The 24609-nt window shown below is 50.6% G+C and carries 27 protein-coding genes; 16 read left to right on the forward strand and 11 right to left on the reverse strand.

The features are described 5' to 3' along the window. Positions 1-253 precede the first annotated feature (253 nt). On the forward strand, positions 254-493 hold the full coding sequence (locus tag IE074_RS07545; protein WP_023994229.1) for a BrxA family protein: 240 nt from the start codon (positions 254-256) through the stop codon (positions 491-493). A 197-nt stretch (positions 494-690) separates the two neighbouring features. On the opposite strand, the gene intI2 is transcribed toward IE074_RS07545, so the two are convergent. Beyond that, on the reverse strand, positions 691-1668 hold the full coding sequence (gene intI2 / locus IE074_RS07550) for a class 2 integron integrase IntI2 (protein ID WP_063962748.1): 978 nt from the start codon (positions 1666-1668) through the stop codon (positions 691-693). Positions 1669-1858: 190 nt separating this feature from the next. On the opposite strand from intI2, the gene IE074_RS07555 reads away from it, so the two are divergent. Together IE074_RS07555 and IE074_RS07560 are read left to right on the forward strand one after the other, a co-directional pair. After that, on the forward strand, positions 1859-3775 hold the full coding sequence (locus IE074_RS07555) for a DUF262 domain-containing protein (RefSeq protein WP_189384868.1): 1917 nt from the start codon (positions 1859-1861) through the stop codon (positions 3773-3775). A 106-nt stretch (positions 3776-3881) separates the two neighbouring features. After that, positions 3882-4280 (forward strand): DUF6602 domain-containing protein, encoded by a 399-nt coding sequence (locus tag IE074_RS07560; RefSeq protein ID WP_229793939.1) that lies wholly within the window; start codon positions 3882-3884, stop codon positions 4278-4280. Here IE074_RS07560 and hemL read toward each other — a convergent pair. From hemL to thiD, 3 genes are read right to left on the reverse strand one after another with little or no spacing between them, the layout of a single operon-like run. Next, positions 4273-5550: a glutamate-1-semialdehyde 2,1-aminomutase gene (gene hemL, locus IE074_RS07565; RefSeq protein WP_189384869.1), complete on the reverse strand. Its 1278-nt coding sequence runs from the start codon at positions 5548-5550 to the stop codon at positions 4273-4275. The genes IE074_RS07560 and hemL overlap by 8 nt on opposite strands. A 5-nt stretch (positions 5551-5555) precedes the next feature. Continuing rightward, entirely contained in the window at positions 5556-6218 is a 663-nt protein-coding gene (gene thiE, locus IE074_RS07570) for a thiamine phosphate synthase (RefSeq protein ID WP_189384870.1), read from the reverse strand. Continuing rightward, positions 6211-7005 (reverse strand): bifunctional hydroxymethylpyrimidine kinase/phosphomethylpyrimidine kinase, encoded by a 795-nt coding sequence (gene thiD / locus IE074_RS07575; RefSeq protein ID WP_189384871.1) that lies wholly within the window; start codon positions 7003-7005, stop codon positions 6211-6213. Before thiD ends, thiE begins: the two co-directional genes overlap by 8 nt. A 126-nt stretch (positions 7006-7131) precedes the next feature. Between thiD and IE074_RS07580 the strand changes: the two genes are divergently transcribed. Genes IE074_RS07580 through IE074_RS07610 form a run of 7 tightly spaced genes read left to right on the forward strand, consistent with a single transcriptional unit; the run spans position 7132 to position 11859 of the window. Then, positions 7132-7296 (forward strand): rubredoxin, encoded by a 165-nt coding sequence (locus tag IE074_RS07580; RefSeq protein ID WP_169293587.1) that lies wholly within the window; start codon positions 7132-7134, stop codon positions 7294-7296. A 36-nt stretch (positions 7297-7332) separates the two neighbouring features. Beyond that, the gene (locus IE074_RS07585) at positions 7333-7914 is read left to right on the forward strand and encodes a YqgE/AlgH family protein (protein ID WP_189384872.1); all 582 of its coding nucleotides are present in this window, start codon (positions 7333-7335) and stop codon (positions 7912-7914) included. Continuing rightward, positions 7907-8302, forward strand: a complete 396-nt coding sequence (gene ruvX, locus IE074_RS07590; protein WP_189384873.1) for a Holliday junction resolvase RuvX — start codon at positions 7907-7909, stop codon at positions 8300-8302. The genes IE074_RS07585 and ruvX overlap by 8 nt, the downstream gene beginning before the upstream one ends. 39 nt (positions 8303-8341) lie before the next feature. Further along, entirely contained in the window at positions 8342-8866 is a 525-nt protein-coding gene (gene pyrR, locus IE074_RS07595) for a bifunctional pyr operon transcriptional regulator/uracil phosphoribosyltransferase PyrR (protein WP_189384874.1), read from the forward strand. Then, positions 8859-9812 (forward strand): aspartate carbamoyltransferase catalytic subunit, encoded by a 954-nt coding sequence (locus tag IE074_RS07600; protein ID WP_189384875.1) that lies wholly within the window; start codon positions 8859-8861, stop codon positions 9810-9812. Before pyrR ends, IE074_RS07600 begins: the two co-directional genes overlap by 8 nt. Next, positions 9809-11104, forward strand: a complete 1296-nt coding sequence (locus IE074_RS07605; protein WP_189384876.1) for a dihydroorotase — start codon at positions 9809-9811, stop codon at positions 11102-11104. The genes IE074_RS07600 and IE074_RS07605 overlap by 4 nt, the downstream gene beginning before the upstream one ends. A 2-nt stretch (positions 11105-11106) precedes the next feature. Continuing rightward, a complete protein-coding gene (locus IE074_RS07610; RefSeq protein ID WP_189384955.1) occupies positions 11107-11859 on the forward strand; it encodes a lysophospholipid acyltransferase family protein in 753 nt (250 codons plus the stop codon). On the opposite strand, the gene IE074_RS07615 is transcribed toward IE074_RS07610, so the two are convergent. From IE074_RS07615 to mpl, 7 genes are all read right to left on the reverse strand, one after another. Then, entirely contained in the window at positions 11860-12666 is an 807-nt protein-coding gene (locus IE074_RS07615) for a symmetrical bis(5'-nucleosyl)-tetraphosphatase (protein ID WP_189384877.1), read from the reverse strand. Positions 12667-12678: 12 nt separating this feature from the next. Then, entirely contained in the window at positions 12679-13854 is a 1176-nt protein-coding gene (lptG, locus tag IE074_RS07620) for an LPS export ABC transporter permease LptG (RefSeq protein WP_189384878.1), read from the reverse strand. Between the two features lie 154 nt (positions 13855-14008). Further along, the gene (gene mtgA / locus IE074_RS07625; RefSeq protein ID WP_189384879.1) at positions 14009-14791 is read right to left on the reverse strand and encodes a monofunctional biosynthetic peptidoglycan transglycosylase; all 783 of its coding nucleotides are present in this window, start codon (positions 14789-14791) and stop codon (positions 14009-14011) included. After that, entirely contained in the window at positions 14791-15639 is an 849-nt protein-coding gene (gene aroE, locus IE074_RS07630) for a shikimate dehydrogenase (protein WP_189384880.1), read from the reverse strand. Before aroE ends, mtgA begins: the two co-directional genes overlap by 1 nt. After that, complete coding sequence (locus IE074_RS07635; protein WP_189384881.1) at positions 15636-17558, reverse strand: ribonuclease catalytic domain-containing protein; 1923 nt, start codon at positions 17556-17558, stop codon at positions 15636-15638. Before IE074_RS07635 ends, aroE begins: the two co-directional genes overlap by 4 nt. A 12-nt stretch (positions 17559-17570) precedes the next feature. After that, positions 17571-18152, reverse strand: a complete 582-nt coding sequence (locus tag IE074_RS07640; RefSeq protein ID WP_189384882.1) for a YqiA/YcfP family alpha/beta fold hydrolase — start codon at positions 18150-18152, stop codon at positions 17571-17573. Between the two features lie 28 nt (positions 18153-18180). Beyond that, the gene (gene mpl / locus IE074_RS07645; protein WP_189384883.1) at positions 18181-19557 is read right to left on the reverse strand and encodes a UDP-N-acetylmuramate:L-alanyl-gamma-D-glutamyl-meso-diaminopimelate ligase; all 1377 of its coding nucleotides are present in this window, start codon (positions 19555-19557) and stop codon (positions 18181-18183) included. Between the two features lie 143 nt (positions 19558-19700). On the opposite strand from mpl, the gene IE074_RS07650 reads away from it, so the two are divergent. From IE074_RS07650 to IE074_RS07675, 6 genes are all read left to right on the forward strand, one after another. Continuing rightward, positions 19701-20234 (forward strand): TlpA family protein disulfide reductase, encoded by a 534-nt coding sequence (locus tag IE074_RS07650; RefSeq protein WP_229793940.1) that lies wholly within the window; start codon positions 19701-19703, stop codon positions 20232-20234. Between the two features lie 89 nt (positions 20235-20323). Further along, positions 20324-20764: a type II 3-dehydroquinate dehydratase gene (aroQ, locus tag IE074_RS07655; protein WP_189384884.1), complete on the forward strand. Its 441-nt coding sequence runs from the start codon at positions 20324-20326 to the stop codon at positions 20762-20764. Between the two features lie 56 nt (positions 20765-20820). Beyond that, the gene (accB, locus tag IE074_RS07660) at positions 20821-21273 is read left to right on the forward strand and encodes an acetyl-CoA carboxylase biotin carboxyl carrier protein (RefSeq protein WP_189384885.1); all 453 of its coding nucleotides are present in this window, start codon (positions 20821-20823) and stop codon (positions 21271-21273) included. Position 21274: 1 nt separating this feature from the next. Next, entirely contained in the window at positions 21275-22627 is a 1353-nt protein-coding gene (accC, locus tag IE074_RS07665) for an acetyl-CoA carboxylase biotin carboxylase subunit (RefSeq protein WP_189384886.1), read from the forward strand. Between the two features lie 65 nt (positions 22628-22692). After that, entirely contained in the window at positions 22693-23610 is a 918-nt protein-coding gene (gene prmA / locus IE074_RS07670) for a 50S ribosomal protein L11 methyltransferase (protein ID WP_189384887.1), read from the forward strand. A gap of 18 nt (positions 23611-23628) precedes the next feature. Further along, positions 23629-24609: a zinc-ribbon and DUF3426 domain-containing protein gene (locus tag IE074_RS07675; RefSeq protein WP_189384888.1), complete on the forward strand. Its 981-nt coding sequence runs from the start codon at positions 23629-23631 to the stop codon at positions 24607-24609.

Here is a 24609-nt window from a genome sequence, read left to right on the forward strand (position 1 = left end):
CGGGGTAACGGGGTTGGTTCCGGGCTGATTTCTTCTAGATAGTCCATACGTGTCCATTTGCGATAGTGGACAAGTATGTTCATATTTTATTAGCGACTTGAAAAGATGACTTTACCGGACAGTTACCATTAACATGCGCTAAGAGCATAAATTAATATACAGTAACAAGCATTACGATGTGCTAATGTTTGGAAAGCAGCCTCTTCCAACTACAATAATAAGTTAACTATCCTCCACCCACAAATAATTACAAATGACCCCTTTCCGTTATAACTCCGATCTCACCAGCGGCTCGCTACAAACCCGAAAGTGTCGCATTATTACTGGCTTGTTACTCCAAGAGCTTGATGAAGCTGCCTGGGATAAAGCCATGTATGAGGAAAATGTGCTTCAGAAACGCACGCAATCTACGGTAAGACGTATTTCTTCAGCGCTTAGAAAACGCCTAGAACACCTAAGCTCTGACTTTTGGGCTTTTGCGTTTTTATGTTAGGCATTGTCTGGCAGCTGGAGGAAGTGTAATGACCATGAATGGTCACTGTGATTAACAGTATCTTGCTTAAACTTATCTGAACAATGGTAGAACTGGCTCATATTTATCCCCTCTATGATTGTTTATCTTTTTCACCATAAAAAGTATCAGGGGCTACTCAGGGCTACTCAGGGCTACATAAAGATATTTATCTACTTTTACTGATTGATAAGTAGCATCAGTCCATCCGCAGGACTGGTGGTGCCGGCAAAATGCTGACCCAACACATGCGTATAGATTTGCGTGGTCTTAACATCGGTATGCCCTAAGAGTTCTTGCACAGTGCGAATATCACGCCCCGCTTGTAATAGATGCGTAGCAAACGAGTGACGAAATGTATGACAAGTGACACGCTTGCTAACGATGCCTGCTTTTTGTACGGCTGCCTTCAATGCCTTTCGCGCAACGGAGTCATGCAGATGATGGCGGCATAATTTGCCGTTATACGGGTGGTTGCAGAGCGTGCTGGAGGGAAAGACAAACATCCACGCCGCTTGTCGATAAGCAGAAGGGTATTTGCGATCTAAAGCAAAAGGCAGCGATGGCCCTACGCCTTGTAAGTTGTCGTCTTGCTGAATAAGCCGCGCTTGCTCAATGAGTTGTTTTATTGCTGGGATTAGGCGCGTGGGCAGTAGGCTGTTTCTGCTTTTCCCACCCTTACCGTCATGCACAGTGATGCAGCCATTATCAAAATCAAAATCTTTAACCCGCAAACGCAAGCATTCATTAATGCGCAAACCTGCACCATACAGCAGCGCAAAAATAACTTGGTTGCGAGTATCCATAACCTGCAAAATGCGTTGCACTTCATTTGCAGAGATAACAGAGGGTAGCCGTCTAGGCTTGCTTGCAGGGATATAATCAATATCGCCCAACGGCTGTTGTAAAAACCTGTTGTACAAAAAAGCTAGGGCATTTAAAGCGATTTTCTGCGTGTTTATGGCTACATGTCTGCTGTTTGCTAAGCTGGATAAAAACAGCCTGACCTCTTCACTGCCCATGGTCTGAGGATGACGTTTTTTGTGAAACAGAATAAAACGCTTAATCCAGTGCAGGTAAGTTTTTTCAGTTTTCAGCGCATAACCTTTTTGCCGCATATCCGTGCGTATAGAATTTAAAAATGGACTGTTAGACATAAAACGCTCCTTGTCTTGCAACTGTCTGCCTATACAGCCTATTCTAGCTGGGATTTAAAAAAGTGCCTGTTTTTTACGCCTAGAGATGCTTGTTTACCGGTAGAGTTTTAATTTAATGCTAAATAAATTAAAGTGTTATGAGTTCTTTGGGTTAGATAATGTGCATCGTGCCTAATATGGAAGTTTGAGTATGAAATTGAATAGTCTAAGCGATATTTTTGAACGCCGTTTACTGCGCATACCCGATTATCAACGCGGTTATGCGTGGAAGGAACACCAGGTTGAGGATTTTTGGGAAGATATTCTCCAGCTCGAATCTGATCGAATTCACTATACCGGTGTAATCACACTTGAGCCGGTAAAATCCAGTTTGTATCAGCGCTGGGAAAAAGATCTCTGGTTAATCGAAGGTGTTGGTTTTCGCCCATTTTATGTGGTGGATGGCCAGCAGCGCTTAACCACCTCAATGATCCTTTTGCAGGCAATCCTTGAATCAGTCGAGGAAGGTGCAGAGTTGAATTATCAATCTATCACCTCTATTCGTAAGCAGTTCATATTTTTTGAGGCGGACAATAAATTGCAGCAGAGTTTCATCTTTGGATATGAGAAAGATAACCCAAGTGATGAATACATGAAAACCAAGATATTTGGTGAACACTCCGGTTCAAATCAATTTGTCGAAACGCTCTATACGCGTAATCTCAACTTTGCCAAACGCTATTTTATGGAGCGTTTAGCTGGAATGTCGCTTGATGAGATCGCCGTAATTTATAAGAAGTTAACGCAGAGGCTGAAATTCAACCTGTACGAAATTGACGAAGAGATTGACGTCTTTGTTACCTTCGAAACAATGAATAATCGGGGCAAGCCTCTTACTAGTTTGGAGCTGCTCAAGAACAGGTTGATCTACCTTTCTACCTTATTTAAGGACAATGATGGGCGAGAGCAATTAAGGGTTAATATTAACGATGCATGGAAAACTATGTATGAATACTTGGGTAAGAACCCTGAAGTTCCACTGAGTGATAACCTCTTCCTTCGCAATCACTGGACAATGTATTTCAAATACACCCGCCAGAAGGGGGATGACTACATTAAATTTCTGTTGGATGAGAAATTTAATGCCCGTAATATTACTCACCCTAAAAAATCAGAAGATGAGTTGAAAATTGAAGAAATCTCCGACTATGTGAAAAGTCTTCAGCAGTCTATTGTCTATTGGTTCTGTATGCATAATCCCTATTATGCGCAGGCTAATCATCTGACCGATTCACAGAAGCTCTGGCTAGACCGTTTAGAACGGTTAAGCTTCCGGTCTTTCAAGCCCTTGATCTTGTCTGCATTTGTCTCCAAACAAAATCCTGAAATGATTAGTCAGTTACTGGCAGCAGCCGAACGCTATAACTTCACACTGTTTAACCTTAGCCAACGCCGTGCGAATACAGGTGATACTGAATTCTTTAGTATGTCACGAGAGCTCTTGACTGGGGCTAAATCGATTAAAGAGGTGGTGGACACTATAAACGCTTGGATTGATCGCTATTACGATCCTGAGAAATTTCTGGCCCACATTGAAGAAAAGTATGAATTGGATAGGGATGGATTCTATCATTGGGATGGTATTAGATACTTCCTGTATGAGCATGAACAATGGCTTAGAGAGAAAGGTAAGCAGGCGACCAGCAAACTTTCTTGGGATGTACTAAAAACCAGTAAAAAAGACCATGTGACTTTAGAGCATATCTTTCCGCAAACACCTGACGATGTTTATTGGACTGATCGCTTTGGTTACCTAAATAAGCAGGAGCAGCGCTATTTAACCCACTCATTAGGTAACTTGTTACCTCTATCCCGCTCCAAAAATTCGGCATTGCAAAATGACAGTTTTCCTAACAAGGTCAATAACGGCGCGGGTGTTGGTTATTACAACGGCTCAGTTTCCGAGAATGAGGTTGCGCAAAATCAAGAGTGGACTCCGAATAAAATCTTAGAGCGAGGCTTGGAACTTCTCAGATTTATGGAGCATCGTTGGAATATCAAATTAGGTGCTCCCGATTTTAAAAACAGATTATTGCACATCGATAAAGTCGAGCTATCAAATGCATAACAATTTGCTGCACGCGGAAAAATTACTCGCTGCGCTCGCAATTTTCCGGTGAGCAAGGCGTTAGCCTCATTAATTGACCACTAAAGCGCCAATAGGGTTCTTAAGCATGAGCATCATTTCAGAAAAATTTAATGCAAAAATTAGCTCCCTAAGAAATGATTTTGAAGTCAATAGAGATATTGTACACAACGGGGTTAAAGGCGGACTAAATGAAATCGAGCTCTCCTCGATAATCAAAGAGGTTATCCCTCAAAAATATAAAATAGCAAAAGGCGTTATCGAAAATTCTATTGGAGAGCAATCGAATGAGACGGATTTTTTTATATACGATGATGAGATTCTTCCTCCATATATAAAAAACGAATTAGCCTTCGTTCCCGGCAAGCTCCGATACTTTAATTTCCTTGTTTTTAATGTGACAATCTGTATCTATGTGGTATCAGTCCAGGAGCAGGTTGAGGCCCCCGGACAGAAGTTTATTACTATTCAACCATCAATCAAATAGCCGCAAAAGCCTTTTCAGCCGCATCCAGCGTTTGGGCAATAATGGCGTCATCGTGTTTGGCCGATACAAAGCCCGCCTCAAAAGCAGACGGTGCCAAATGAACACCCTGGTTCAGCATGGCATGGAAAAACACCTTGAAGGCATCAATATTAGAATCGGACACTTCAGCAAAGCTGGTGGGAATGCTTTCGCGGAAATACAGGCCGAACATGCCGCCTACCGAGTCGGCGCAGAACGTGACGCCGGCAGCCTTGGCGCGCTCGCTTAAGCCATCAACCAGTTTTTTGGTTTGCGCTGCCAGGTTTTCATAAAAACCGGGGCGGCCCAGGATGTCCAGAGTCGCCAGGCCGGCAGCAACGGATACCGGGTTGCCGGAAAGCGTGCCAGCCTGGTAAACCGCGCCCAATGGCGCAATGTGTTTCATGACATCGGCACGGCCACCAAAGGCGCCTACCGGCATGCCACCGCCAATGACTTTGGCCAGGGTGGTCAGGTCGGGGGTGACGCCGCTTAAGCCTTGCACGCCTTGCGGGCCGGCACGAAAACCGGTCATCACCTCATCAAAAATCAGCAGGGCACCGTATTGTGTGCACAATTCACGCAGGCCTTCCAGGAAGCCGGGGGCCGGCTTGATCAGGTTCATGTTGCCGGCAATGGGCTCAACGATAATGCAGGCAATGTCATCGCCATGCTGTTTGAAGGCTTCACTCACGGCGTCAAGGTCGTTGTAGTCAAGCACGATGGTGTGCTTCACGAACTCGGGCGGCACGCCGGCCGAAGTGGGGTTGCCAAAGGTGAGCAGGCCCGAGCCGGCCTTGACCAGCAGGCTGTCGGCATGCCCATGGTAGCAGCCTTCAAATTTGATGATTTTGGCGCGACCGGTGGCGCCACGTGCCAGACGAATGGCGCTCATGGTGGCTTCGGTGCCCGAGCTCACCAGGCGGACCTGTTCAATAGATGGCAGGCGTTTGATGATGGCTTCGGCCAACAGGGTTTCACCTTCGGTGGGCGCGCCAAAAGAAAGGCCGTTAACCGCTGCGTCTTGCACGGCCTTGACGACTTCCGGGTGGGCATGGCCCACAATGGCGGGACCCCATGAGCCCAGGTAATCAATGTATTGTTTGCCGTCGGCATCCCAGATATGGGCATCACGTGCCTTGCTGATAAAGCGGGGTGTGCCGCCTACCGAGCGGAACGCACGGACGGGAGAGTTGACGCCGCCAGGAATGGATTGTGCGGCGCGGGCAAAGAGTTCTTCGTTACGTGACATGAGATTCAGTTTTCAAAAAGGTTGGAAAGGGCCTTGGCCGTACTGCGGATATCGGCTTGTTCAAACAGTCCGGAAATGACAGAGATGCTGTCTGCACCGGCCCGGATGACGCTTTGGGCATTATGGATGTCTATGCCGCCAATACCCACCAGGGCGGGGCGTGGTGAGCGGTTCTGCACCAACGGCCTGGCAGCGGAAAAAAGATCAAGGGATGCTTTTTCGGCATCGGGTTTGACCTGTGAGGGAAACAGCGCGCCAAAGGCAATGTAGTCCAGGTCTTGTGCAATGGCCTGCCGGGCCTTGTCCAGCTCATTGTAGCAGGACACGCCAATCAGCAGCGGTGCCTGCCGGTGGTGGCTGGCCGCCTGTTGCCGGACATACACGGGATCTGCGTCTTCACGGCCAAGATGAACGCCGTCTGCGTCAATGGCCAGGGCCAGCTTCCAGTCGTCATTAATGAAAAATAGCGTGCCGTGCTGTTTGCAGATTCCGGCAACCTTGGCGGCCTGTTCAAGGGCCGTTTCAAACGGCGTGTTTTTGCGGCGCCATTGCAGTACATTCATGCCGCCTTCACAGGCCTGTTCAATGGCTTGGTAGAGTTTTTCAATGTCGTCCCAGGCGGGGGTAATGCCATACAGCCCCCGGGGGAAACGCAGTTTTTCAGTCATGGTCAAATTGGTTGGGCATGGGTTTGCCCATGCCTAAGGGGTAGCAGTGTTCAAGTATTGATTGGGTGTATTGTATTGCTTTTTCAGAGGCCTGCAAAACGGGCATGCCTTTGGCCAGGTAACAGCAAAGGGCCGTACTGACAATGTCCCCGGCTTCGGGGTGGTGATCGGGCAAAGAAGCCGCAACCAGCTGCGTGCTCTCGAAGCTATACAGAATATTGGCTTTTTTTCTGTCTTCAAGCGGTTGACCCAGCAACAGGCAATGGCCGGCGCCTTGGTCAAGGATGGTCTGGATGAGCACTTCCGTGCTGCTGTTGTCATCACCTGTCCATTGATTGATAAAGGTATGGTCAAGTACCACGATGTGAGCCAGGGGCAGCAACAGGTCCTTGACTGCCTGGATGATGTCTTCCACGTCTTCAGGGTCAGGGCTGTGAAGGGTGTTGAAAAAGGTTTTGCCCAGATCAACCACCAAAGGCGCGGTGTCGTAATCGGCAGAGATTTGTGCAATGATGCTGACGGTTTCGGTTGAGCAGAAACCATTGGCCTTGATGGCCTGGATGGCACAATCTTCGAGCAGGCAGCGGGCCTGGTTGTTCAATATTTCGGGATCAACCGGATGGATGGACTCGGTGGCGGCAGTGTCTTGTACGGCCAGGGCGGTTATTGAGGCCAGCGGGTGGCATTTCAGGCGGTTGGCCGTAATCGCTCCGGCGGGCAGGCCGAACCGTCCGCTAGGGTCGAAAACATTGAAAAATAATACGGTTGCGGGTAAGGAATTGGACACAATCTGGCTTTGTTTCTGTACTATTGGGATTATTGGATTGTAGCCATTTTCGATAAATCAAATATCGGGAATGATTTCAAACTAAAATTAAGGTTTCATTTATATTTATTGTTGGAAAGTATTTCTATGCGCACTTGGATGTGTTTGATTTGCGGTTGGGTTTATGACGAAGAAGCCGGCTTGCCCGAAGAGGGTATTGCACCAGGCACCAAATGGGAAGATGTGCCGCCAAATTGGGTCTGTCCTGAATGTGGTGCCCGCAAGGAAGATTTTGAGATGATGGAAATCTGATCAATAGTAAAAACATAAAAATTCAGGGAGTCAATCATGGAAGAAAAGTCAGCGTCCACAGAGCCCGGCTTCATGAGTATGGCCAATCAGTTCCTGATGGCCATGCCTTCACAAAACTCCGATCTTTTTGAAGGCGGAGTGGTTTATGTTTGCGAGCATTCAGAACAGGGCGCATTGGGCCTGCTGTTAAACCGGCCCACTGATTTGTCCGTGAAAACCCTGCTCGAGCGGCTGGAGCTTGAGATTCCGGAAGAGCAACCCAAAGGGATTGTTTTTTATGGCGGTCCGCTCCAGACCGACCGGGGGTTCGTGTTGCACAGTCCGGTGCGCAATTATCGCTCAAGCGTTGTTTTGGGCGACATGGCTTTAACCACGTCTCGTGATGTCCTTGAGGATGTTGCCAAGGGTACCGGCCCTGAAAAAGTGTTTATATCGCTGGGTTATTCGGGTTGGAATGCCGGGCAACTGGAACAGGAAATTGCCGATAATGCCTGGCTGAATGTTGATGCCGAGATGTCGGTGATTTTTGACAAGGCACCTGCCGAACGTTATGTGGCCGCCCTGGCGTTGCTGGGCATCGAGCCTTCTGCCCTGTCAGGTGAATCCGGGCATGCCTGAACAGACTTTTCTGGCCTTTGATTTCGGCCTGAAAAAAATTGGCGTTGCCATTGGCAACAGTCTGACCAAAAGTGCCCGTCCGCTGTGTATCCTGAAGCCGGCCACCAAACAGGCCCGTTTCGAACAAATCGCTCAACTACTGGGCGAGTGGCAACCCGATTGTGTCATAGTCGGCCTGCCCCTTACGCTCGAGGGCCAGGAACAACCCGCCTCATTGCAAAGCAGGCGTTTTGCCAACCAGCTTAACGGGCGTTTCGCCGTCAGGGTTGAGCTGGTGGATGAGCGGGGTTCCAGCCTGGAGGCCCAGTCGTACCTGGGCAACAATAATGATGACGATGCGGTGGCCGCATCCATCATTTTGCAACGTTATCTGGATAAGCTGGCGTAAAATGACAAAACATGATTTTGACAATTACAGGAAAAAACAATGGAGTTAACCCTACCTAGAGCGGAAGACTTGTATGCGCACATGAAAGCGGGCATTGAAGAGCTTCTCGGGAAACTTGATCCTGATTCAGTGCACCTGGTTGGCATTTACTCGGGGGGTGCCTGGTTGGTGGAAAGGTTGCAAAAAGACCTCAAGCTGCAAAACCCTTCTGGCGTGATCAACACCAGCCTGTATCGGGACGATTTTCATAAAATCGGCTTGCATTCGCAGGTCCTGCCCAGCTCCATTCCCTTCGAGGTCAATGGCAAGCATATCATCATGGTGGACGATATTTTGTATACCGGTCGCACCACAAGGGCTGCCATCAACGAGCTTTTTGATTACGGGCGTCCCGCTTCCATTTCCCTGGCCGTGCTAATTGACCGTGGTGGCCGTGAATTGCCGGTTTCACCCAATGTATGCGGAGGGGTGATTCCCCTTGAGAAAGGAACCAGTTTTGTACTTTCACAAAATGAACAAAGATTATTTGATATTGATTTAAAAAAGGAAAACGTCGGTGCATAATCCCCAGCTTAATCGACACGGAGAGTTAACGCATTTACTGAGTACGGAAGGATTGCCCAAAGATATCCTTACTCACATCCTGGATACTGCACAAACCTTTGTTCCCCTGGCGGAGCGGGAAGTCAAGAAAGTGCCGCTGCTGCGTGGCAAAAGCGTTTTCAATCTTTTCTTTGAAAACTCTACACGTACCAGAACCACGTTTGAGATTGCGGCAAAGCGTTTGTCGGCAGATGTATTCAACCTGAATATCAATGCTTCCTCAACATCCAAAGGCGAGTCCCTGCTAGATACCATCAGTAATTTAACGGCCATGCAGGCCGATATTTTTGTGGTCAGGCACGAAGCCAGCGGTGCGCCTTATCTTATTGCCCAACATGTCGAGCCGCATATTCATGTGGTTAACGCTGGCGATGGACGCCATGCACACCCAACCCAGGGTCTGCTTGATATGTACACGATCCGTCATTTCAAGAAAGACTTCTCCAACTTGACGGTTGCCATTGTAGGCGACATTCTGCATTCGCGTGTGGCCCGTTCTGACATTCATGCGCTTACCACACTGGGTGCGGCAGAAATCCGTGCGATTGCCCCGCTTACCCTGTTGCCGGGTGGGCTTGAGCAAATGGGCGTTCGTGTCTTTACGAATATGGAACAGGGCCTGAAAGACGTGGATGTCATCATCATGTTGCGCCTGCAAAACGAACGCATGAAAGGGGCGTTATTGCCTTCTTCGCAAGAGTATTTCAAGCATTATGGCTTAACACGGGAAAAGCTGGCCTATGCCAAACCAGATGCCATCGTCATGCACCCGGGTCCCATGAACAGGGGGGTTGAAATTGATTCCGCTGTTGCCGATGGCGATCAGGCGGTCATTCTGAACCAGGTGAATTTTGGTATTGCAGTCCGGATGGCTGTTATGAGTATTGTGGCAGGAGCTAGTCAGTGAAAATCTTGATTAAAAACGGTCGTTTGCTTGATCCCAAAAATGGCATTGACCAGATATGTGATATTTCAATTGCCTCCGGACGCGTGGTGGGAATTGGCAAGGTAGATCCTTCTTTCGAGGCCAAACGCGTTATTGATGCGCAAGGACTGGCGGTCGTGCCCGGCCTTATCGATTTGTCTGTCCGGTTGCGTGAACCCGGTTTCGAGCACCGCGCAACCCTTGAGTCCGAGATGCATGCTTCGCTGGCCGGTGGGGTGACCAGCCTGGTCATTCCTCCTGATACCGATCCGGTGCTTGATGAGCCCGGTCTGGTGGAAATGTTGAAACACCGCGCCAAACAGCTAAATCAGGCCAATCTGTATCCATTGGGTGCCATGACGCTGGGCCTGAAGGGTGAAATCATCACTGAAATGGCCGAGCTGACCGAGGCCGGCTGTGTGGCTTTTTCCCAGGCGGTGCGTCCGTTAATAGATTATGGCGTGTTGTACCGCACCATGCTGTATGCCAAAACCTTCGACTATACCTTGTGGTTACATCCCTTTGATGCGGCCTTGTCCAAAGGGGGCGTGGCGGCCAGTGGGGCGTTTGCCTCCCGCACGGGCCTGGCGGGAGTTCCCGTCCAGGCTGAAACCATTGCCTTGCATGTCCTGTTTGAGTTGCAAAAAAGCACGGGCGTGCGTTTGCATCTGTGCCGGGTTTCAAGTGCAGCCGGGTTGGACCTGGTGCGCAAGGCCAAGGCAGAAGGCTTGCCGGTCAGCTGTGATGTTTCCATCAACCAGATTCATCTTATCGACCAGGATATTGGTTTCTTTGACAGCAATTATCGTCTGGATCCGCCCTTGCGCTCACAGCGTGACCGTGATGCGATCCGTCAGGGTCTGGCAGACGGCACGATTGACGCCATCTGCTCCGATCACACGCCTGTTGATGATGATGGCAAGCTGCTGCCATTTTCCGAGGCGGAGCAGGGGGCGACCGGTGTGGAACTGTTGTTCTCGCTGGTTTATAAATGGGCCCTGGAAACCAAAACCCCAGTGCTGGACGCATTAGCCAAAATCACTACGCAACCGGCTTCTATACTGTTGTCCGGTGCGCCCGCCCTGCCACCCTGCGGTCATCTGGATATTGGTGTGCCTGCCGATCTGGCGCTGGTGGACCTTGATGCAGCATGGGTTGTTAATCGTGAATCCATTTACAGTCAAAGCTGCCATACTCCATTTTTTGGTTATGAACTGCCCGCCAAGGTCAAAATGACACTGGTGGGTGGACGGGTTGTGTGGGAGTCGGCTTGATTCTGCGAATAATGCTTTTCAGCATAAGGGTCTTTGTCATGATTCTTATGCTGGCGTTTGGCCTGGTAACGACCTTCCTGCTGTATCCATTGCTTAAAGAGCCTACGCGTGACACGATCACCCGCTGCTGGTCACGCCATTTGATGAAAGTCTGTGGCGTGCGCATTGTTGTTGAAGGACAGCCGATCCTGAAAGGCGCGGTGATGTGGGTGGCCAATCATGTGTCCTGGATTGATATTTTTATCCTGAACAGTTGTCGCACGACTTCTTTTATTGCGAAAAGTGAAATCAGGAAATGGCCGGTGATTGGGTGGCTGGTTGCCTCGGTGGGTACGATTTTTATCGAACGGGGCCAGCGTCATGCCATTTCCCGGGTCAGCAAGTCAATCCTTGAGCTTTTCAGGCATGGCTCCTGTGTTGGCCTGTTTCCCGAAGGGACAACCACCGATGGCATGGATATGCGTTCTTTGCATACCAGCCTGTTTGAACCGCCGCTCAGGGCGATGGTGCCCATTCAGCCGGTGGCGCTTGTCTTCACGCAGCATGGCAGGCGAAGTGGTGCGATGGCTTTTGTGGGCGAGCAGACCCTGGTGAACAATATCTGGCACTTGCTGAGCTCACGGGGCATTCTGGTTTATGTTCGTTTTCTTGAGCCGCTTAACCAGCCTGGCGAACCGGTAGAGGCTACCCGGACTGAAATTGCCGGTGAAATTCGTACGGCTATTATTCACGAACTGAAAAAAGAACTGGCCTGATCAAGCCGCGGCAATCTGTATCAGCTTTCTGTCGTTAAGACGGATGGCTGATAACTTGCCTCCCCAGACGTAGCCGGTATCAAGCGCAATCAGGTGTTCGCGCAGCAGTAATCCCAGCGTGGACCAATGGCCAAAAATAATGGTGTCATCGATGGTTTTACGACCGGGCACCTCAAACCAGGGGATGAGTCCCTTGTCACTGCCAGGCGCTTCCTTGGAAGCGAAATCCATATGGCCTTTGCCGGTGCATAAACGGATGCGGGTAAGGGCGTTGATAATCACCCGCAGGCGTTTTGGGCCCTCAAGGGATTCTTTCCATTGAGAGGGTTCATTGCCGTACATGTTTTGCAGGTTTTTTTTCCAATCCCGGGAACGCAGGGACTCTGCCGCCTCATTGGCCAGACGCAAGGTGGTGGCCAGATCCCATTTTGCCATAACGCCCGCATGCACCATCAGGTGCTCGTGGTCGTAATGGGCCAGCGGACGGTGCCTGAGCCAGTTGATCAGGTCCCTGGCATCCTTGGCATTCAGGATGTCATCAATGGTATCTGATTTGTTTTGCCGCCGGATGCCGGCATAAACAGCCAGCAAATGCAGGTCATGGTTACCCAGGATGCAAACAGCCCTGTCACCCAGTTCAATCAGCCGTCTTAGCGTGCGCAAGGATTCAGGGCCACGGTTGGTCAGGTCTCCGGCAAACCATAACTCACAGTCGGGATCGTCTTTTATTTCAGGTTGTTCCAGCAGCGCATCAAGGGCTTTGCAGCAGCCTTGCAAGTCGCCGACAGCCCAAATGTTTTTATTCATAAAGTAACCTTGTTATTTTGATTTTTTCTTTTCAGTCTTTGTTGTATGGTTTTTTGTGGTTCGCTTGGCTTCCATAAAGTATAACGCCATCAAGGCAACGGCCAGGCCAAGGATATTGGGTGCCAAAGCGGTGAGCCAGGCGGGCAGGTTGTTTAACATGCCCAGATTAAGGGACAGCTGGTTGAACATGAAAAAACCAACGCCCAGCAAAATGCCCATGAACACTTTTGCGCCAACCCCACCGCTACGGGTTTGAATAAAGCTGATGGGGGCGGCAATGGTCATCATGACCAGTAAGGTAAAGGGATAGCTTCCTTTACGCCACAAGGCCACGAATTGCCGGTTGGTTTGCAAATTGTTTTCATCCAGGTAGGTGATGTAATCAAGCAGGGAAACCACGGACATTTTCTCCGGCTGTAATTCACCCGCCAGAAGACGGTCGGGCGTCAGGGTGGTTTCCAGGGTCAAAGAGGGGATCGATACGATTTTTGCGACCGCATTGACCGGGTCGTTGGGGTTGGCCAGAGCCTCTTCAATGTTGACGGTGCTTTGGGTTTGCGCCACATCGTTCAGGGTCAGGATATTATCCTGGAAAAAACCGTTTTGGGCGTGGGAAAAATGCAGGAATTGCCCGTTGGTTTTGTCATAGGTAATAATGCGGATGTCCTGGACGTTGCCGTTGTCCGACATGGCGCCAATATTGATGACCCGGGCGTTGCCTTGCGGGTCGGGTTCGCGAAACCAATAGCCGCTGCTCATGCGGCCACCATTGGCCTTGCCCAGGAATTTCAGGCTGAGTTCGCTGGTCTTGACTTCGGCCGCAGGCGCAAAAAACTCGGATAACACGAGTGCGCCACCCATGATGGGGATGCAAATAACCCAAAGCATGAACAACAGCTTGGCGCTGCTGACGCCGGATACCCGCAAAATAACCAGTTCATTGCGTTGCGCCAGGTTGGCCAGGGCCATGGTGGCCCCTATCAGCAGCCCGATAGGCAGCAAGTCATAAAGCCGGGTTGGTATTTGCAGGGCTTCCAGGTATAAAAGGGACAACAGGGAAAAATTGTCGTTAACCTTATCCAGCTCGTCGATGAGGGAAAAAAAAGTAAACAAACCCAGCAGCACCAGCAGAACAGCGGTGGTGGCTCGGTAAATTTCACTGGCAAGATAACGACGGGCAGTTTGCATGTAAGCGGCAAAAATAAAATATTTACAAATTATAAAGACTTTGCTGTGATTCTGATGGTTCGTATCGTAAGCAACTGCCTTGGATTGTAACTTTTAAATGGATGACAAACCCATCCTGAATACGTAAAAACGTTAATTTCTGACAATCGGCGGTTTATGGCGTTTCGGGGATTTGTGCGGATTTCATCCTTGCCTGGATGGTCCGCGTGCGTGATTGCACGTAGCGGCTGCCAATGTTGGCACCGTAAACCCTGGGGTTGGGTAATAACACGGCCAGCTGGGCAGCCTGCTTTTGGCTTAGCTTGCCGGCATTGGTTTTGTAATAGTGCTGGCTGGCCGCCTGCGCGCCAAAAATACCGGTGCCCCATTCTGCCAGGTTCAAATACAGTTCCAGGATACGCTCTTTGGACATGACCGTTTCAAGCATAAAGGTAATAATCAGTTCCTGGCCTTTTCTGAGATAGCTGCGGTCATTGGACAGGAACAGGTTTTTGGCCAGTTGCTGGGAAATGGTGGAGCCGCCCCGTATTTTAGTCCTGCCTTTTTCGCTTTGCGCCGTATTGTAGCGCCAGGCCTGCTCAATGGCGTCCCATTCGATGCCGCCATGTGACACGAAGTTGGCATCTTCAGAGGCAATCACGGCTTTTTTCAGGTTGTCGCTAATCCGGTCGTAACTGACCCACTCATAACGAATGGCGACGGGCGGATTTCTTTGGGAAAGGATTGATTTCTGCTGGCTCATTATGGCGCTGCCCCATGGGTTGAAGATGCTATACCAGCACACCCACATGAACAGCCAGACTTGATAAAGAAGAGCAAGGCCCACAAGGGTGCTTCCCAGCTGCAAAAGTGTTCTGGCAACGGATTGTTGCCGGATTTTTTGCGGATACTGACGTAAATTGGCCAGCAGGGCTTGTAGCAGGGGCGGCGCAGCCATTAGCCGGCAATCAGTTGTTGACGCAGGGTTGCCAGAACGGGAATGGGATTGACACGAACCCGATTCCAGATAAAGAAACTTTCCGCACCCTGGTAAACCAGCATTCCCAGGCCATCCGAAGCAAGCCTGGCGCCATCCTTGCGGGCCTGTTGCAGGAAGGGGGTGTCGTTTTCAGGCGTATAAACCATGTCGTAGGCCAGACTGTTATGGGTGAACAGGCCAACCGGCAGCGGCAACGTATTGTCTTGCAAGCTGCTGGACGTGGCGTTGATGACAATGTCCCACTGGCCCTGGATGTGCTCAAAACCACCTGCCGACAATTCGTTTGCGTATTGAGGCAGGCTGGCCAGGCATTGCTCAACCAGCTCCGTGGCTTTGGTGGCGGTACGGTTAATCACCTGCAATTGGCGGCAGCCGGTTTCAAGCAGCGGCAAAATAACGCCCCGGGCTGCACCACCGGCACCCAGCAGCAGAATTTTTTTATCTTCAAGTGCGATGCCCTGGCGCCGGATATCATTGACCATGCCAATGCCATCGGTATTGCAACCGTGCAGCAGGCCGTCTTCCATCCAGAGTGTATTGACCGAACCGGCTGATTGGGCGCGCAGGGACAGGTTGGCCTTGGCCAGTTCATAGGCTCTGAGCTTGAAGGGAATGGTAATGTTCAGGCCTTTGCCGCCTTGCTCAAAGAAGGTTTGGACCGCAGATTCAAAGTCCTCAGGCGGAACCAGCACTTTTTCATAGTTGATGTCCAGGCCCGCCTGCCTGGCAAACAGCGAATGAAGCAGGGGTGAGTAACTGTGCTGGATGGGATTGCCCATGACGGCAAAATGCAAGGGAGTGTTCATGACGGGTTGGCCTCTGTCGCAGTGATGGCGGGTTCTTCCGGCTCAAGCTGTTTGACGTACTGGCAATCCAGGGTCAGCTCAAGCAGGTTGTTGCCCATTAAGTCGATTTCCACAATGCTGCCACGTTCCAGTTCGGGCATGCCATTGATTTCGGTCACAAAGGGGGCATTGTTGAAGCGAACCAGGTTGTCGCGCAATACCGTGGCTTCAACACGGGTAAGCTGTTGTTGTTCAAACCAGCGCAGGCACCAGAAACGTTCAAGACGGCTTTGGAATTCTCCCCACAAGGTATATTGCGATTCAAAAGCGCCGATAATGGCGAACAGATCAGCGTCTTTGGGTTTGAAAGGAGCCACCAGACGGGCCGAGATGCCATGTTGTGCGGCGGCAATAATCTGGCTTTGGTTGATCAGGTCAACATAACGCCTTAAGGGTGATGTACACCACGCATAATGAGGGACACCAATGGTTTCATGGGGGAGCGGGTGGGTGGACATGCGTGTGCGACCGGCTTGCTGTGACCTGAAAATGCCGGGCAGGCCATTATCGTTCAGGAAACCGGCCCATTGGGTATTGGCCAGTAGCATGAACTCGGCAACAATCAGGTCCAGCGGTGCATCGCGGCGGCGGGGTGCCAGGTTGATGATTGAGTTGGGGTCGTCAGCCGGACCATCCAGCACAAAGGTGTATTCAACCCGGGAGTTGTTTTCGGGTTTGCCACGAATTACTTCGCGTGCCGATTTCAGGTGCTGCCCCAATTTCCAGAGTGGCCTGAACAGGAATGGGTAAGGCATGGGGCGGCTTTCATCTTCCAGGGACTCGACGGTAATAAGGTGGTCGATCAGGTTGGTGCGCAGGTTTTCCTGTACGCAAACCTGTTCAAGCCGGGTTTCCGATGACAGTATTTCTCCGGTATCGATATTGGCCCTGACATACAGGGACACGGCAGGCGTGGGTTTGCCTGCAATGAGTGAGAACGTGTTGATGACGGATTCCGGCTGCATCGGGATCTTGTCTCCGGGCATGTAAACAGTGGACATCCGGTCACGGGCCAGCTTGTCCAGTTCCGAATCGCGCTCAACCATCAGGGCGGGGGCGGCAATATGAATGCCAATGCGATACACGCTGCCACTTTCCTGGTGTACCGAGAATGCATCATCAATCTCGGTGGTGAACATATCGTCGACGGAATAGGGCTCAACATCGGCCAGAGGCAGATCGGGGATGGCAGGCAGCGTGATATCCCTGAACTGGGTGCCTTTGGGGAAATTCAGGCCCAGAAACTTCTCGCGATGGATGGCCAGCGGATGTGGATAAACCTTGAGTCTTAGTAAAAGCTGCTCGATGGTTTCCCCGGTTTCGGCCAGGGCCTGGTTGAAGGCTTTCCATTCAAAGGTGTTTTTGTCGGGTTTGGCCAGGAAGGTATGAATGACAGGCTTGAAGGCTTCCGGCACAATGCCCTGCTTGATTTGCTCAATCCAGACGGCTTGTTGTTCGGCCTGTTTCTGTTTTTTCTCAAGGGCAGCCAGCGCGGCTTTCAGGATGTCGGGTGGCGCGGGTCGGTATTGGCCCTTGCCTTTGCGGTGAAAATACACCGGGGCGCCATGCAGGCGCAGCAGCAGGGCGGTTTTTTCCAGGATGCCGGGTTCATGGCCGAAGTAGTCCCGTGCCAGTTCTTCCACCTGGAATTCCTGTTGAGGCGCGCATTCCCAAAGAAATTCCAGATCAATGTCCTCGGCCAGCTTTCCGGCCTCTTCCATCAGGGTGACCGGATTATGGGTGTCGAAAAAGAAAATCGTGTTGTTGCGTTTTATTTTGCTTCTTTTCCCGGACGCCGATTCCACCTGCAGGGAAGTGTCGGCTTCCGACAGGATTTTTTCGGCTTTAAATTGACCGTTGTCTTCAAAAACCACGTACATTGAGTTTTTTTCCTAATTGTTTAAGGCAAAATCCAGGACTTGGGGAATATATTCTTCAAAATCTGAAAAACCGTGGTCCCCACCGGGAATAATTAATTGTTTTGCGCCAGAATAGCGATGTTGCATTTCCCGCCAGTCCAGCACTTCGTCAGCCATGCGGGCCATCAGGAACATTTTTTCCGGATGCCTGATGTCCGGTACGAACAGTTCCGCCAGTTCCTTGATGTGTTCCGCTTTCAGTTCGAACGGCTCATCGCTGTGAAAGCAGGTCATGGGGCCGAGTTGGGTAGACAGATCACGCGCGGCATAAATACACGGGTTGACAAGAACCGCCTTGCAATCCAGTTCATTGGCCAGCCAGGTTGCATAGTATCCGCCCAGTGATGAACCAATCACGGTAAGCTGGTGAATGTCCCGGCCATGGCATAGCTGGTGAGCCGTGGACAGGGCCAGTTCTATGGCCTGTTTGGGCGAAACGGGCAGGTTGGGGCCGGCGAAAGCATGGCTTAACCCCCGGCTGGCCATGGCCTGTTGCATTAGCTGTGACTTGGCCGACAAGGACGAAGACCGAAAACCATGTAAATACAGAATCATATGAAAAATAATAAAGGCCGCTTAATAATCAAGTGAATTTTTGCTTCAGGGCGGCAATCAGTTTATCGTGAAACCCGCCAAATCCGCCATTGCTCATGATAAGAATATGGTCGCCTTCTTGTGCCTGTTGCATGACGGCTGTGGTCAAACGGTCAAGATCGTCATGGGCGCTGGCCCGTTCTTGCATGTTGGCAAAAACGGTTTTCGGGTCCCAGCCCAGGGCATGCTTGCCTTCCCGGGTACCAAAACAGAATACCAGGTCGGCCTGTTCCAGTGCCTGCGGCAGGCGTGCTGCCATGGTGCCCAGTTTCATGGTGTTGGAACGGGGCTCAAGCACGGCCAGGATGCGTTGCCGGCCAACCTGGTTACGCAGGCCCGCCAGGGTGGTTGCGATGGCGGTGGGATGGTGGGCAAAATCATCGTAAACATGAATATCATTGACACTTGCCCGCAACTCCATGCGCCGTCGAATACCCTGAAAACAGTTCAGGGCCTGGGCAGACTGTTCTGCACTAATGCCAATATGATGGGCAGCGGCAATTGCGGCCAGGGCATTGTTCATATTATGAATGCCATTGTGCTGCCAGTTGATATGGGCGACTGGCCGGTTTTGATAAAGAATGTCAAAACGGGTGCCGGCGGCATCATGATTGGCATATTGCCATTGGGCACCTGGGCCAAAAGTATCGGTGCCCGACCAGCATCCACGTGCCAGTACGCGTTGCAGGGCTTCATCCTGGGCAGGATAAATAATGCAGCCCGAACCTGGCACCGTACGTACCAGGTGATGGAATTGGGTTTCAATGGCGGCCAGGTCGGGGAAAATATCGGCGTGATCAAATTCCAGATTGTTCAGGACCGCGGTGCGAGAGTGATAATGCACGAACTTTGAGCGTTTGTCGAAGAACGCGGTGTCGTATTCATCGGCTTCAATCACAAAATACCTGTTTTCAGGGTTGAACCGTGCGGAGACCTGCAGGTCGTGGGCAATGCCGCCAATCAGGAAGTTGGGTTCCAGGCCCGTGTGTTCAAGAATCCAGGCCAGCATGGAGCTGGTGGTTGTTTTGCCATGAGTGCCGGCCACAGAAAGAACATGTTGTGACTGGAGGACATGGTCACCCAGCCACTGGGGGCCCGATATATACGGCTTGCCCTGGTCCAAAATGGCTTCCATCAACGGGTTGCCACGGGTAATCACGTTCCCGATAATAAACAGATCGGGATTCAGTCCGGTTTGACTGGCATCGAATCCTTCAATCAGCTCAATACCCTGTTCCTGCAACTGGGTGCTCATGGGTGGGTAAACGCCCGCGTCACAGCCGGTTACCTTGTGTCCGGCCGAGCGGGCAATCAGGGCAAGACCGCCCATGAAGGTCCCGCAAATACCTAGAATATGAATATGCATAAAAATCTCCTGCCGGTATTTTAAGTGTTTTCTGCTGTTAATCCTGCTGAAAAAACGCTGAAAAGATTAAAAGGTGATTTGGCTCATGGAGCCAGGTGGCGATTTATGTTAAAAACAGTCATTGTTTTAAAAGCGGAATTTTCATGAAACGTAGAAACATGCTCAAAATGGCAGGTGTGCTCCTGCTGTTGTTGCCGGGCGCCCGGGCCTTGGCAATGAAGGCTGGAAGCTCTTCTGATATTGCTGATGTATCCGAAGAAGCCCTGGCCAACCTGTTTGACCTTTCCGTACCCGACATGTCGGGGCAGGCACATACCGTGCGGGAATACACCAATAAGCCGCTGGTGCTTAATTTCTGGGCTACCTGGTGTCCGCCCTGTGTCAAGGAAATGCCCGACCTTGAAGCCTTGCACCAGGCTTATCCCCAGGTTAATTTTGTGGGGTTTGCCGCAGACACGGAACGCAATATGCGTAAATTCGAAGAAAAGGTCACCGTTTCGTATCCTTTGCTGGTAGCGGGTATGGGCAGCATCGGTTTAATGAAAAAACTGGGTAACAAAACAGGTGGTTTACCGTTTACCCTGATCTTTGAAACAGGGGGTAAACTTAGCCATAAAATCCTTGGCCAGGTTGAAAAAGATGAGCTTGAACAAATACTTAAAACACTCTCAAGCTGATTTTGAATATGCAAGAATATGATAATTTAATAGACAAAAGCGTGAATTTGACGTTAAATACGAGTTTATCTGTTTGTATAATATGCTAAATGACTCGAAATTTGCTCATCATTAACGGGCCAAACCTTAATTTGCTAGGCACACGCGAGCCTGAAATTTATGGCAGTCACACCCTGGGTGACATCAACCGTGAACTTGCAGAAACAGCTGCAGGCCTGGATGTCTGCTGTGAATTTTACCAAAGCAACCATGAAGGCGATCTTGTTGATCGCATTCAGCAGGCCATGGGAAATATCGATTTCATTATTATCAATGCCGGTGCCTATACCCATACCAGTGTTGCCATTCGCGATGCTTTGGCCGGAGTCAATATTCCGTTCATCGAAGTGCATATTTCAAATGTGCACCAGCGCGAAGCATTCCGTCACCACTCTTACCTGTCCGACAAGGCTGTCGCAGTCATTTGTGGTCTGGGGGCTTACGGGTACACGGCTGCCATGTATTATGCGGCAAAACATTATTTTAAATGACGTTTGCATTTACCACGCAAACTGAGTTAACTAAACACCTCCAACCGGAAATTGTTATGGATCTTAGAAAACTAAAAACCCTTATCGACCTTGTTGCCGAGTCAGGAATCGCTGAATTGGAAATTACAGAAGGCGAAGGTAAAGTTCGCATTGTCAAATTCTCACAAGTGCAGCCCGTTGCGCCTGTGGCCGTTCCAGAGGCAGCCGTCGCTGTTGCTCCTGCCCAGGCCGCCCCTGCAGCTGCTCCTGCTGCCAGTACAGAACCTGTTGTAACCGGCCACATCGTCAAGGCACCCATGGTGGGCACTTTCTACCGTGCCCCAAACCCTAACGCACCTGCTTTCGTTGAAGTAGGCGCCAGCGTGAAAGAGGGTGACGCATTGTGTATTATCGAAGCAATGAAACTGCTTAACGAAATTGAAGCGGACAAAACCGGGGTTATCAAGGAAATCCTGGTTGAAAACGGCGAACCTGTTGAATTTGGTCAACCTCTATTCGTGATTGCCTGATATGTTTGAAAAAATTCTTATTGCGAATCGTGGTGAAATTGCACTGCGAATCCAGCGGGCATGCCGGGAACTGGGAATCAAAACCGTTGTCGTGCACTCTGAAGCTGATCGCGATGCGAAATATGTGCGACTGGCCGATGAGTCTGTCTGCATTGGTCCTGCGTCGCCCCAGCAAAGTTATTTGCACATGCCTGCCATTATTTCGGCCGCCGAAGTGACCGATGCCGAGGCTATCCACCCCGGTTACGGTTTTCTGGCGGAAAACGCCGATTTTGCCCAGCGTGTCGAGCGCAGCGGTTTTGTTTTCATTGGCCCGCGTCCTGAAACCATTCGCATGATGGGTGATAAGGTCAGTGCCAAAAAAGCCATGATTGAAGCCGGCGTACCTGTGGTTCCCGGTTCTGAAGGCGCTTTGCCAGACGACAACGAATACGTGCTGAAAACGGCCCGTGAAATTGGCTACCCGGTTATTATCAAGGCTGCCGGTGGTGGCGGTGGGCGTGGCATGCGGGTGGTGCACACCGAAGCCGCCCTGTTAACCGCTGTGCAAATGACCAAGGCCGAGGCCCAGGCGGCCTTCAATAACCCTGAAGTCTATATGGAAAAGTTCCTCGAGAACCCAAGACATATCGAGATTCAGGTATTGGCGGATGGTTTCAAGGAAGCGATTTGGCTGGGTGAGCGTGATTGCTCCATGCAGCGTCGGCACCAGAAAGTGATTGAAGAAGCACCCGCACCCGGTATTCCACGCAAGCTGATTGAAAAAATCGGTGAGCGCTGTGCCGATGCCTGCCGTCGTATTTCATACCGGGGTGCCGGTACGTTTGAGTTTCTCTATGAAAATGGCGAATTCTATTTCATCGAAATGAATACCCGTATTCAGGTTGAGCATACCGTTACCGAATGCATTACCGGCATCGATCTGGTTCAGCAGCAAATTTTCATTGCCGCCGGACAGCCTTTCAAGCTGAAACAAAAAGACATACAGTTCAGGGGCCATGCGCTTGAGTGCCGTATTAACGCCGAAGATCCTTACACGTTTATGCCATGCCCCGGTCTTATCACCAGCTGGCATACACCGGGCGGTCCTGGCGTAAGACTTGATTCCCACGTGTTTAGCGGTTACAAAGTACCCCCCAATTACGACTCCATGATTGCCAAATTAATTACTTATGGCGATACACGGGAACAGGCTATTGCCCGCATGAAAATTGCGTTGTCGGAAATGGCGGTGGAAGGTATTCAAACCAATATCCCATTGCATCGTGATCTCATGAACGATACCAATTTTGCCGACGGTGGAACCAGTATTCATTATCTGGAACATAAATTAAGCGAACGTGGTAAAGCATAAGTCTACGATGATTCGAAAAAATAGGCCGAGATTATTCTCGGCTTAATTCATAATAAGGAAAAATGATGCGTGAGCTGGTGCTGATGTGTGCTGAAAACGACGCTGAGCAGCTGTCGGATCTGTTGCTTGAAGAGGGGGTTTTGTCGGTGTCGGTTGAAGATGCCGATCGTGACACCGATGTAGAACAACCCTTGTTTGGTGAACCGGGTACCGAGCCTGACGTGCAGGCCTGGAAGCATAACCGGGTCGTGGCACTGTTACCCGATGAGATTGAGCCTAAAGCCCTTCTGGCGCAATTGCAGGCGCAAACCGGGGTTGATTATGCCAGTCAGAGCCAGTTGCGTGAAGTGGCCGATGAAGACTGGGTAAGGCTGACACAATCACAGTTTGAGCCTATCCAGATTGCCGGGCGCATCTGGATTGTTCCCAGCTGGCACAAAGATAATCCCATCGTGCCACCAGAAGCACCCGAAAACGGTCAGAACAACATTCTGATAGAGCTGGATCCCGGGCTGGCATTTGGAACCGGCAGTCATCCAACCACTCGCCTGTGTACCGAATGGCTTGAAGCCTGCCTGCCAGCCAATACGCAGGTGCTTGATTACGGCTGCGGTTCGGGGATTTTGGCCATTGTGGCGAAAAAACTGGGGGCGGCACGGGTAGTGGGTGTCGATATCGACGAGCAGGCCGTTCAGTCCGCCCGTTATAATGCGCAGGCCAATGAAGTGGATATAAACGTTTGCCTGCCTGATGGTCTGGCAGCAGGCACATTTGATGTGGTCGTGGCCAATATTCTGTCAAACCCGCTCAAGGTGCTGGCACCTATGCTGGCCGGCCGGGTTGCGCCGGGTGGTCATCTGGTTTTGTCTGGCGTGCTGGAAAGGCAGGCTGAAGAAGTGGCCATGGCTTATGCACCCTGGATTAAAATGGGCGTTTGGCGCAGTCATGAAGGTTGGGTTTGCCTGCATGGCCAGCGGGCATGAAAACAAGGAACTGTTCCTATGAGAACCCGTTGCACGAAATGTGAAACCATTTTCAACATTACTGAAGACCAGCTCGCTTTGCGGGATGGTCTGGTTCGTTGCGGTATTTGCAAGAATGTTTTCAATGGCCGGGAGGCCCTGTTGCCTGAAGAGACCGATGACTTTCCGGTACTGGAACAAGAGCAGGCGGTCTGGCCTGAAGAGCCTGTCATTGCGGGACATGAAGTCAGCAATATTTATCCCGACGATGATCATGACGCTAACAAGGCGGACCTTGCTGAAACGCCCGATGAACCCCGGTTGCATGAAGAACCCGATTTTCACATGGGGCATGATGCCGGCATTTATGACGATCAGTCAAAAGAGCCCGTTTTGGGCCGGCAGTCCTGGCAACATGACGCCGGGCCCATTATTATTCATCATGAGCCGTCTGTGACTTATGATGACGGACCCTTGCGGATGGATGCCGATGATACTGACGGCTATCCAGCTCCCAACTATGAGCGGCGTAATACCAGTTTATTCTGGATTCTTGGCATTTTCCTGGGGTTGCTGGTCTTGATTGGGCAAAGTCTGGTGGTGTATCGTAACCAGCTGGCCAATGTTGCGCCTTCCTTGCGTCCCACCCTGCAGCAAATTTGCCAGGTCGTCGGATGTGAGTTGGGATCCGATAAAAACCTGGCCAGCCTGCAGCTTAAAAACTGGGTGCTCAAGCCCGATCTGGCGGCCAAGCCCCAGGAAGGCGTAACGGCCTTGCGGCTTCAATTTACCCTGCGCAATAATGATGCCCGGGCCCAGGTATGGCCTTTGCTGGTCATCAATTTAAAAAACCCGCAGGGTCTTATTGAGATTACCAAAATTCTTGAGCCTCGGGAATATGTGCAACCCAATCTGCTGGAACAGAAGTTTCAGCCAGGTACCGAGGTTTTCATCAATGTACCGCTTGCCGTCTTCAATGTGGCTGTGTCCGGTTTCGAACTTAGTTTAGTTTATCCATAA

The sequence above is a fragment of the Advenella faeciporci genome, from assembly GCF_014652395.1.
GTDB classification, from domain to species: Bacteria; Pseudomonadota; Gammaproteobacteria; order Burkholderiales; family Burkholderiaceae_B; genus Advenella; species Advenella faeciporci.

Excerpts from the sequence above, each read along its gene's own strand:
- aroQ (WP_189384884.1), top strand. The coding sequence starts at position 20,324 with ATGACTCGAAATTTGCTCATCATTAACGGGCCAAACCTTAATTTGCTA.
- IE074_RS07555 (WP_189384868.1), top strand. The coding sequence starts at position 1,859 with ATGAAATTGAATAGTCTAAGCGATATTTTTGAACGCCGTTTACTGCGC.
- pyrR (WP_189384874.1), top strand. The coding sequence starts at position 8,342 with ATGGAGTTAACCCTACCTAGAGCGGAAGACTTGTATGCGCACATGAAA.
- intI2 (WP_063962748.1), bottom strand. The coding sequence starts at position 1,668 with ATGTCTAACAGTCCATTTTTAAATTCTATACGCACGGATATGCGGCAA.
- IE074_RS07585 (WP_189384872.1), top strand. The coding sequence starts at position 7,333 with ATGGAAGAAAAGTCAGCGTCCACAGAGCCCGGCTTCATGAGTATGGCC.
- ruvX (WP_189384873.1), top strand. The coding sequence starts at position 7,907 with ATGCCTGAACAGACTTTTCTGGCCTTTGATTTCGGCCTGAAAAAAATT.
- accB (WP_189384885.1), top strand. The coding sequence starts at position 20,821 with ATGGATCTTAGAAAACTAAAAACCCTTATCGACCTTGTTGCCGAGTCA.
- IE074_RS07675 (WP_189384888.1), top strand. The coding sequence starts at position 23,629 with ATGAGAACCCGTTGCACGAAATGTGAAACCATTTTCAACATTACTGAA.
- IE074_RS07545 (WP_023994229.1), top strand. The coding sequence starts at position 254 with ATGACCCCTTTCCGTTATAACTCCGATCTCACCAGCGGCTCGCTACAA.
- thiE (WP_189384870.1), bottom strand. The coding sequence starts at position 6,218 with ATGACTGAAAAACTGCGTTTCCCCCGGGGGCTGTATGGCATTACCCCC.
- IE074_RS07615 (WP_189384877.1), bottom strand. The coding sequence starts at position 12,666 with ATGAATAAAAACATTTGGGCTGTCGGCGACTTGCAAGGCTGCTGCAAA.
- IE074_RS07635 (WP_189384881.1), bottom strand. The coding sequence starts at position 17,558 with ATGTACGTGGTTTTTGAAGACAACGGTCAATTTAAAGCCGAAAAAATC.
- lptG (WP_189384878.1), bottom strand. The coding sequence starts at position 13,854 with ATGCAAACTGCCCGTCGTTATCTTGCCAGTGAAATTTACCGAGCCACC.
- accC (WP_189384886.1), top strand. The coding sequence starts at position 21,275 with ATGTTTGAAAAAATTCTTATTGCGAATCGTGGTGAAATTGCACTGCGA.
- mpl (WP_189384883.1), bottom strand. The coding sequence starts at position 19,557 with ATGCATATTCATATTCTAGGTATTTGCGGGACCTTCATGGGCGGTCTT.
- IE074_RS07580 (WP_169293587.1), top strand. The coding sequence starts at position 7,132 with ATGCGCACTTGGATGTGTTTGATTTGCGGTTGGGTTTATGACGAAGAA.
- IE074_RS07650 (WP_229793940.1), top strand. The coding sequence starts at position 19,701 with ATGAAACGTAGAAACATGCTCAAAATGGCAGGTGTGCTCCTGCTGTTG.
- IE074_RS07560 (WP_229793939.1), top strand. The coding sequence starts at position 3,882 with ATGAGCATCATTTCAGAAAAATTTAATGCAAAAATTAGCTCCCTAAGA.
- aroE (WP_189384880.1), bottom strand. The coding sequence starts at position 15,639 with ATGAACACTCCCTTGCATTTTGCCGTCATGGGCAATCCCATCCAGCAC.
- mtgA (WP_189384879.1), bottom strand. The coding sequence starts at position 14,791 with ATGGCTGCGCCGCCCCTGCTACAAGCCCTGCTGGCCAATTTACGTCAG.
- IE074_RS07640 (WP_189384882.1), bottom strand. The coding sequence starts at position 18,152 with ATGATTCTGTATTTACATGGTTTTCGGTCTTCGTCCTTGTCGGCCAAG.
- prmA (WP_189384887.1), top strand. The coding sequence starts at position 22,693 with ATGCGTGAGCTGGTGCTGATGTGTGCTGAAAACGACGCTGAGCAGCTG.
- hemL (WP_189384869.1), bottom strand. The coding sequence starts at position 5,550 with ATGTCACGTAACGAAGAACTCTTTGCCCGCGCCGCACAATCCATTCCT.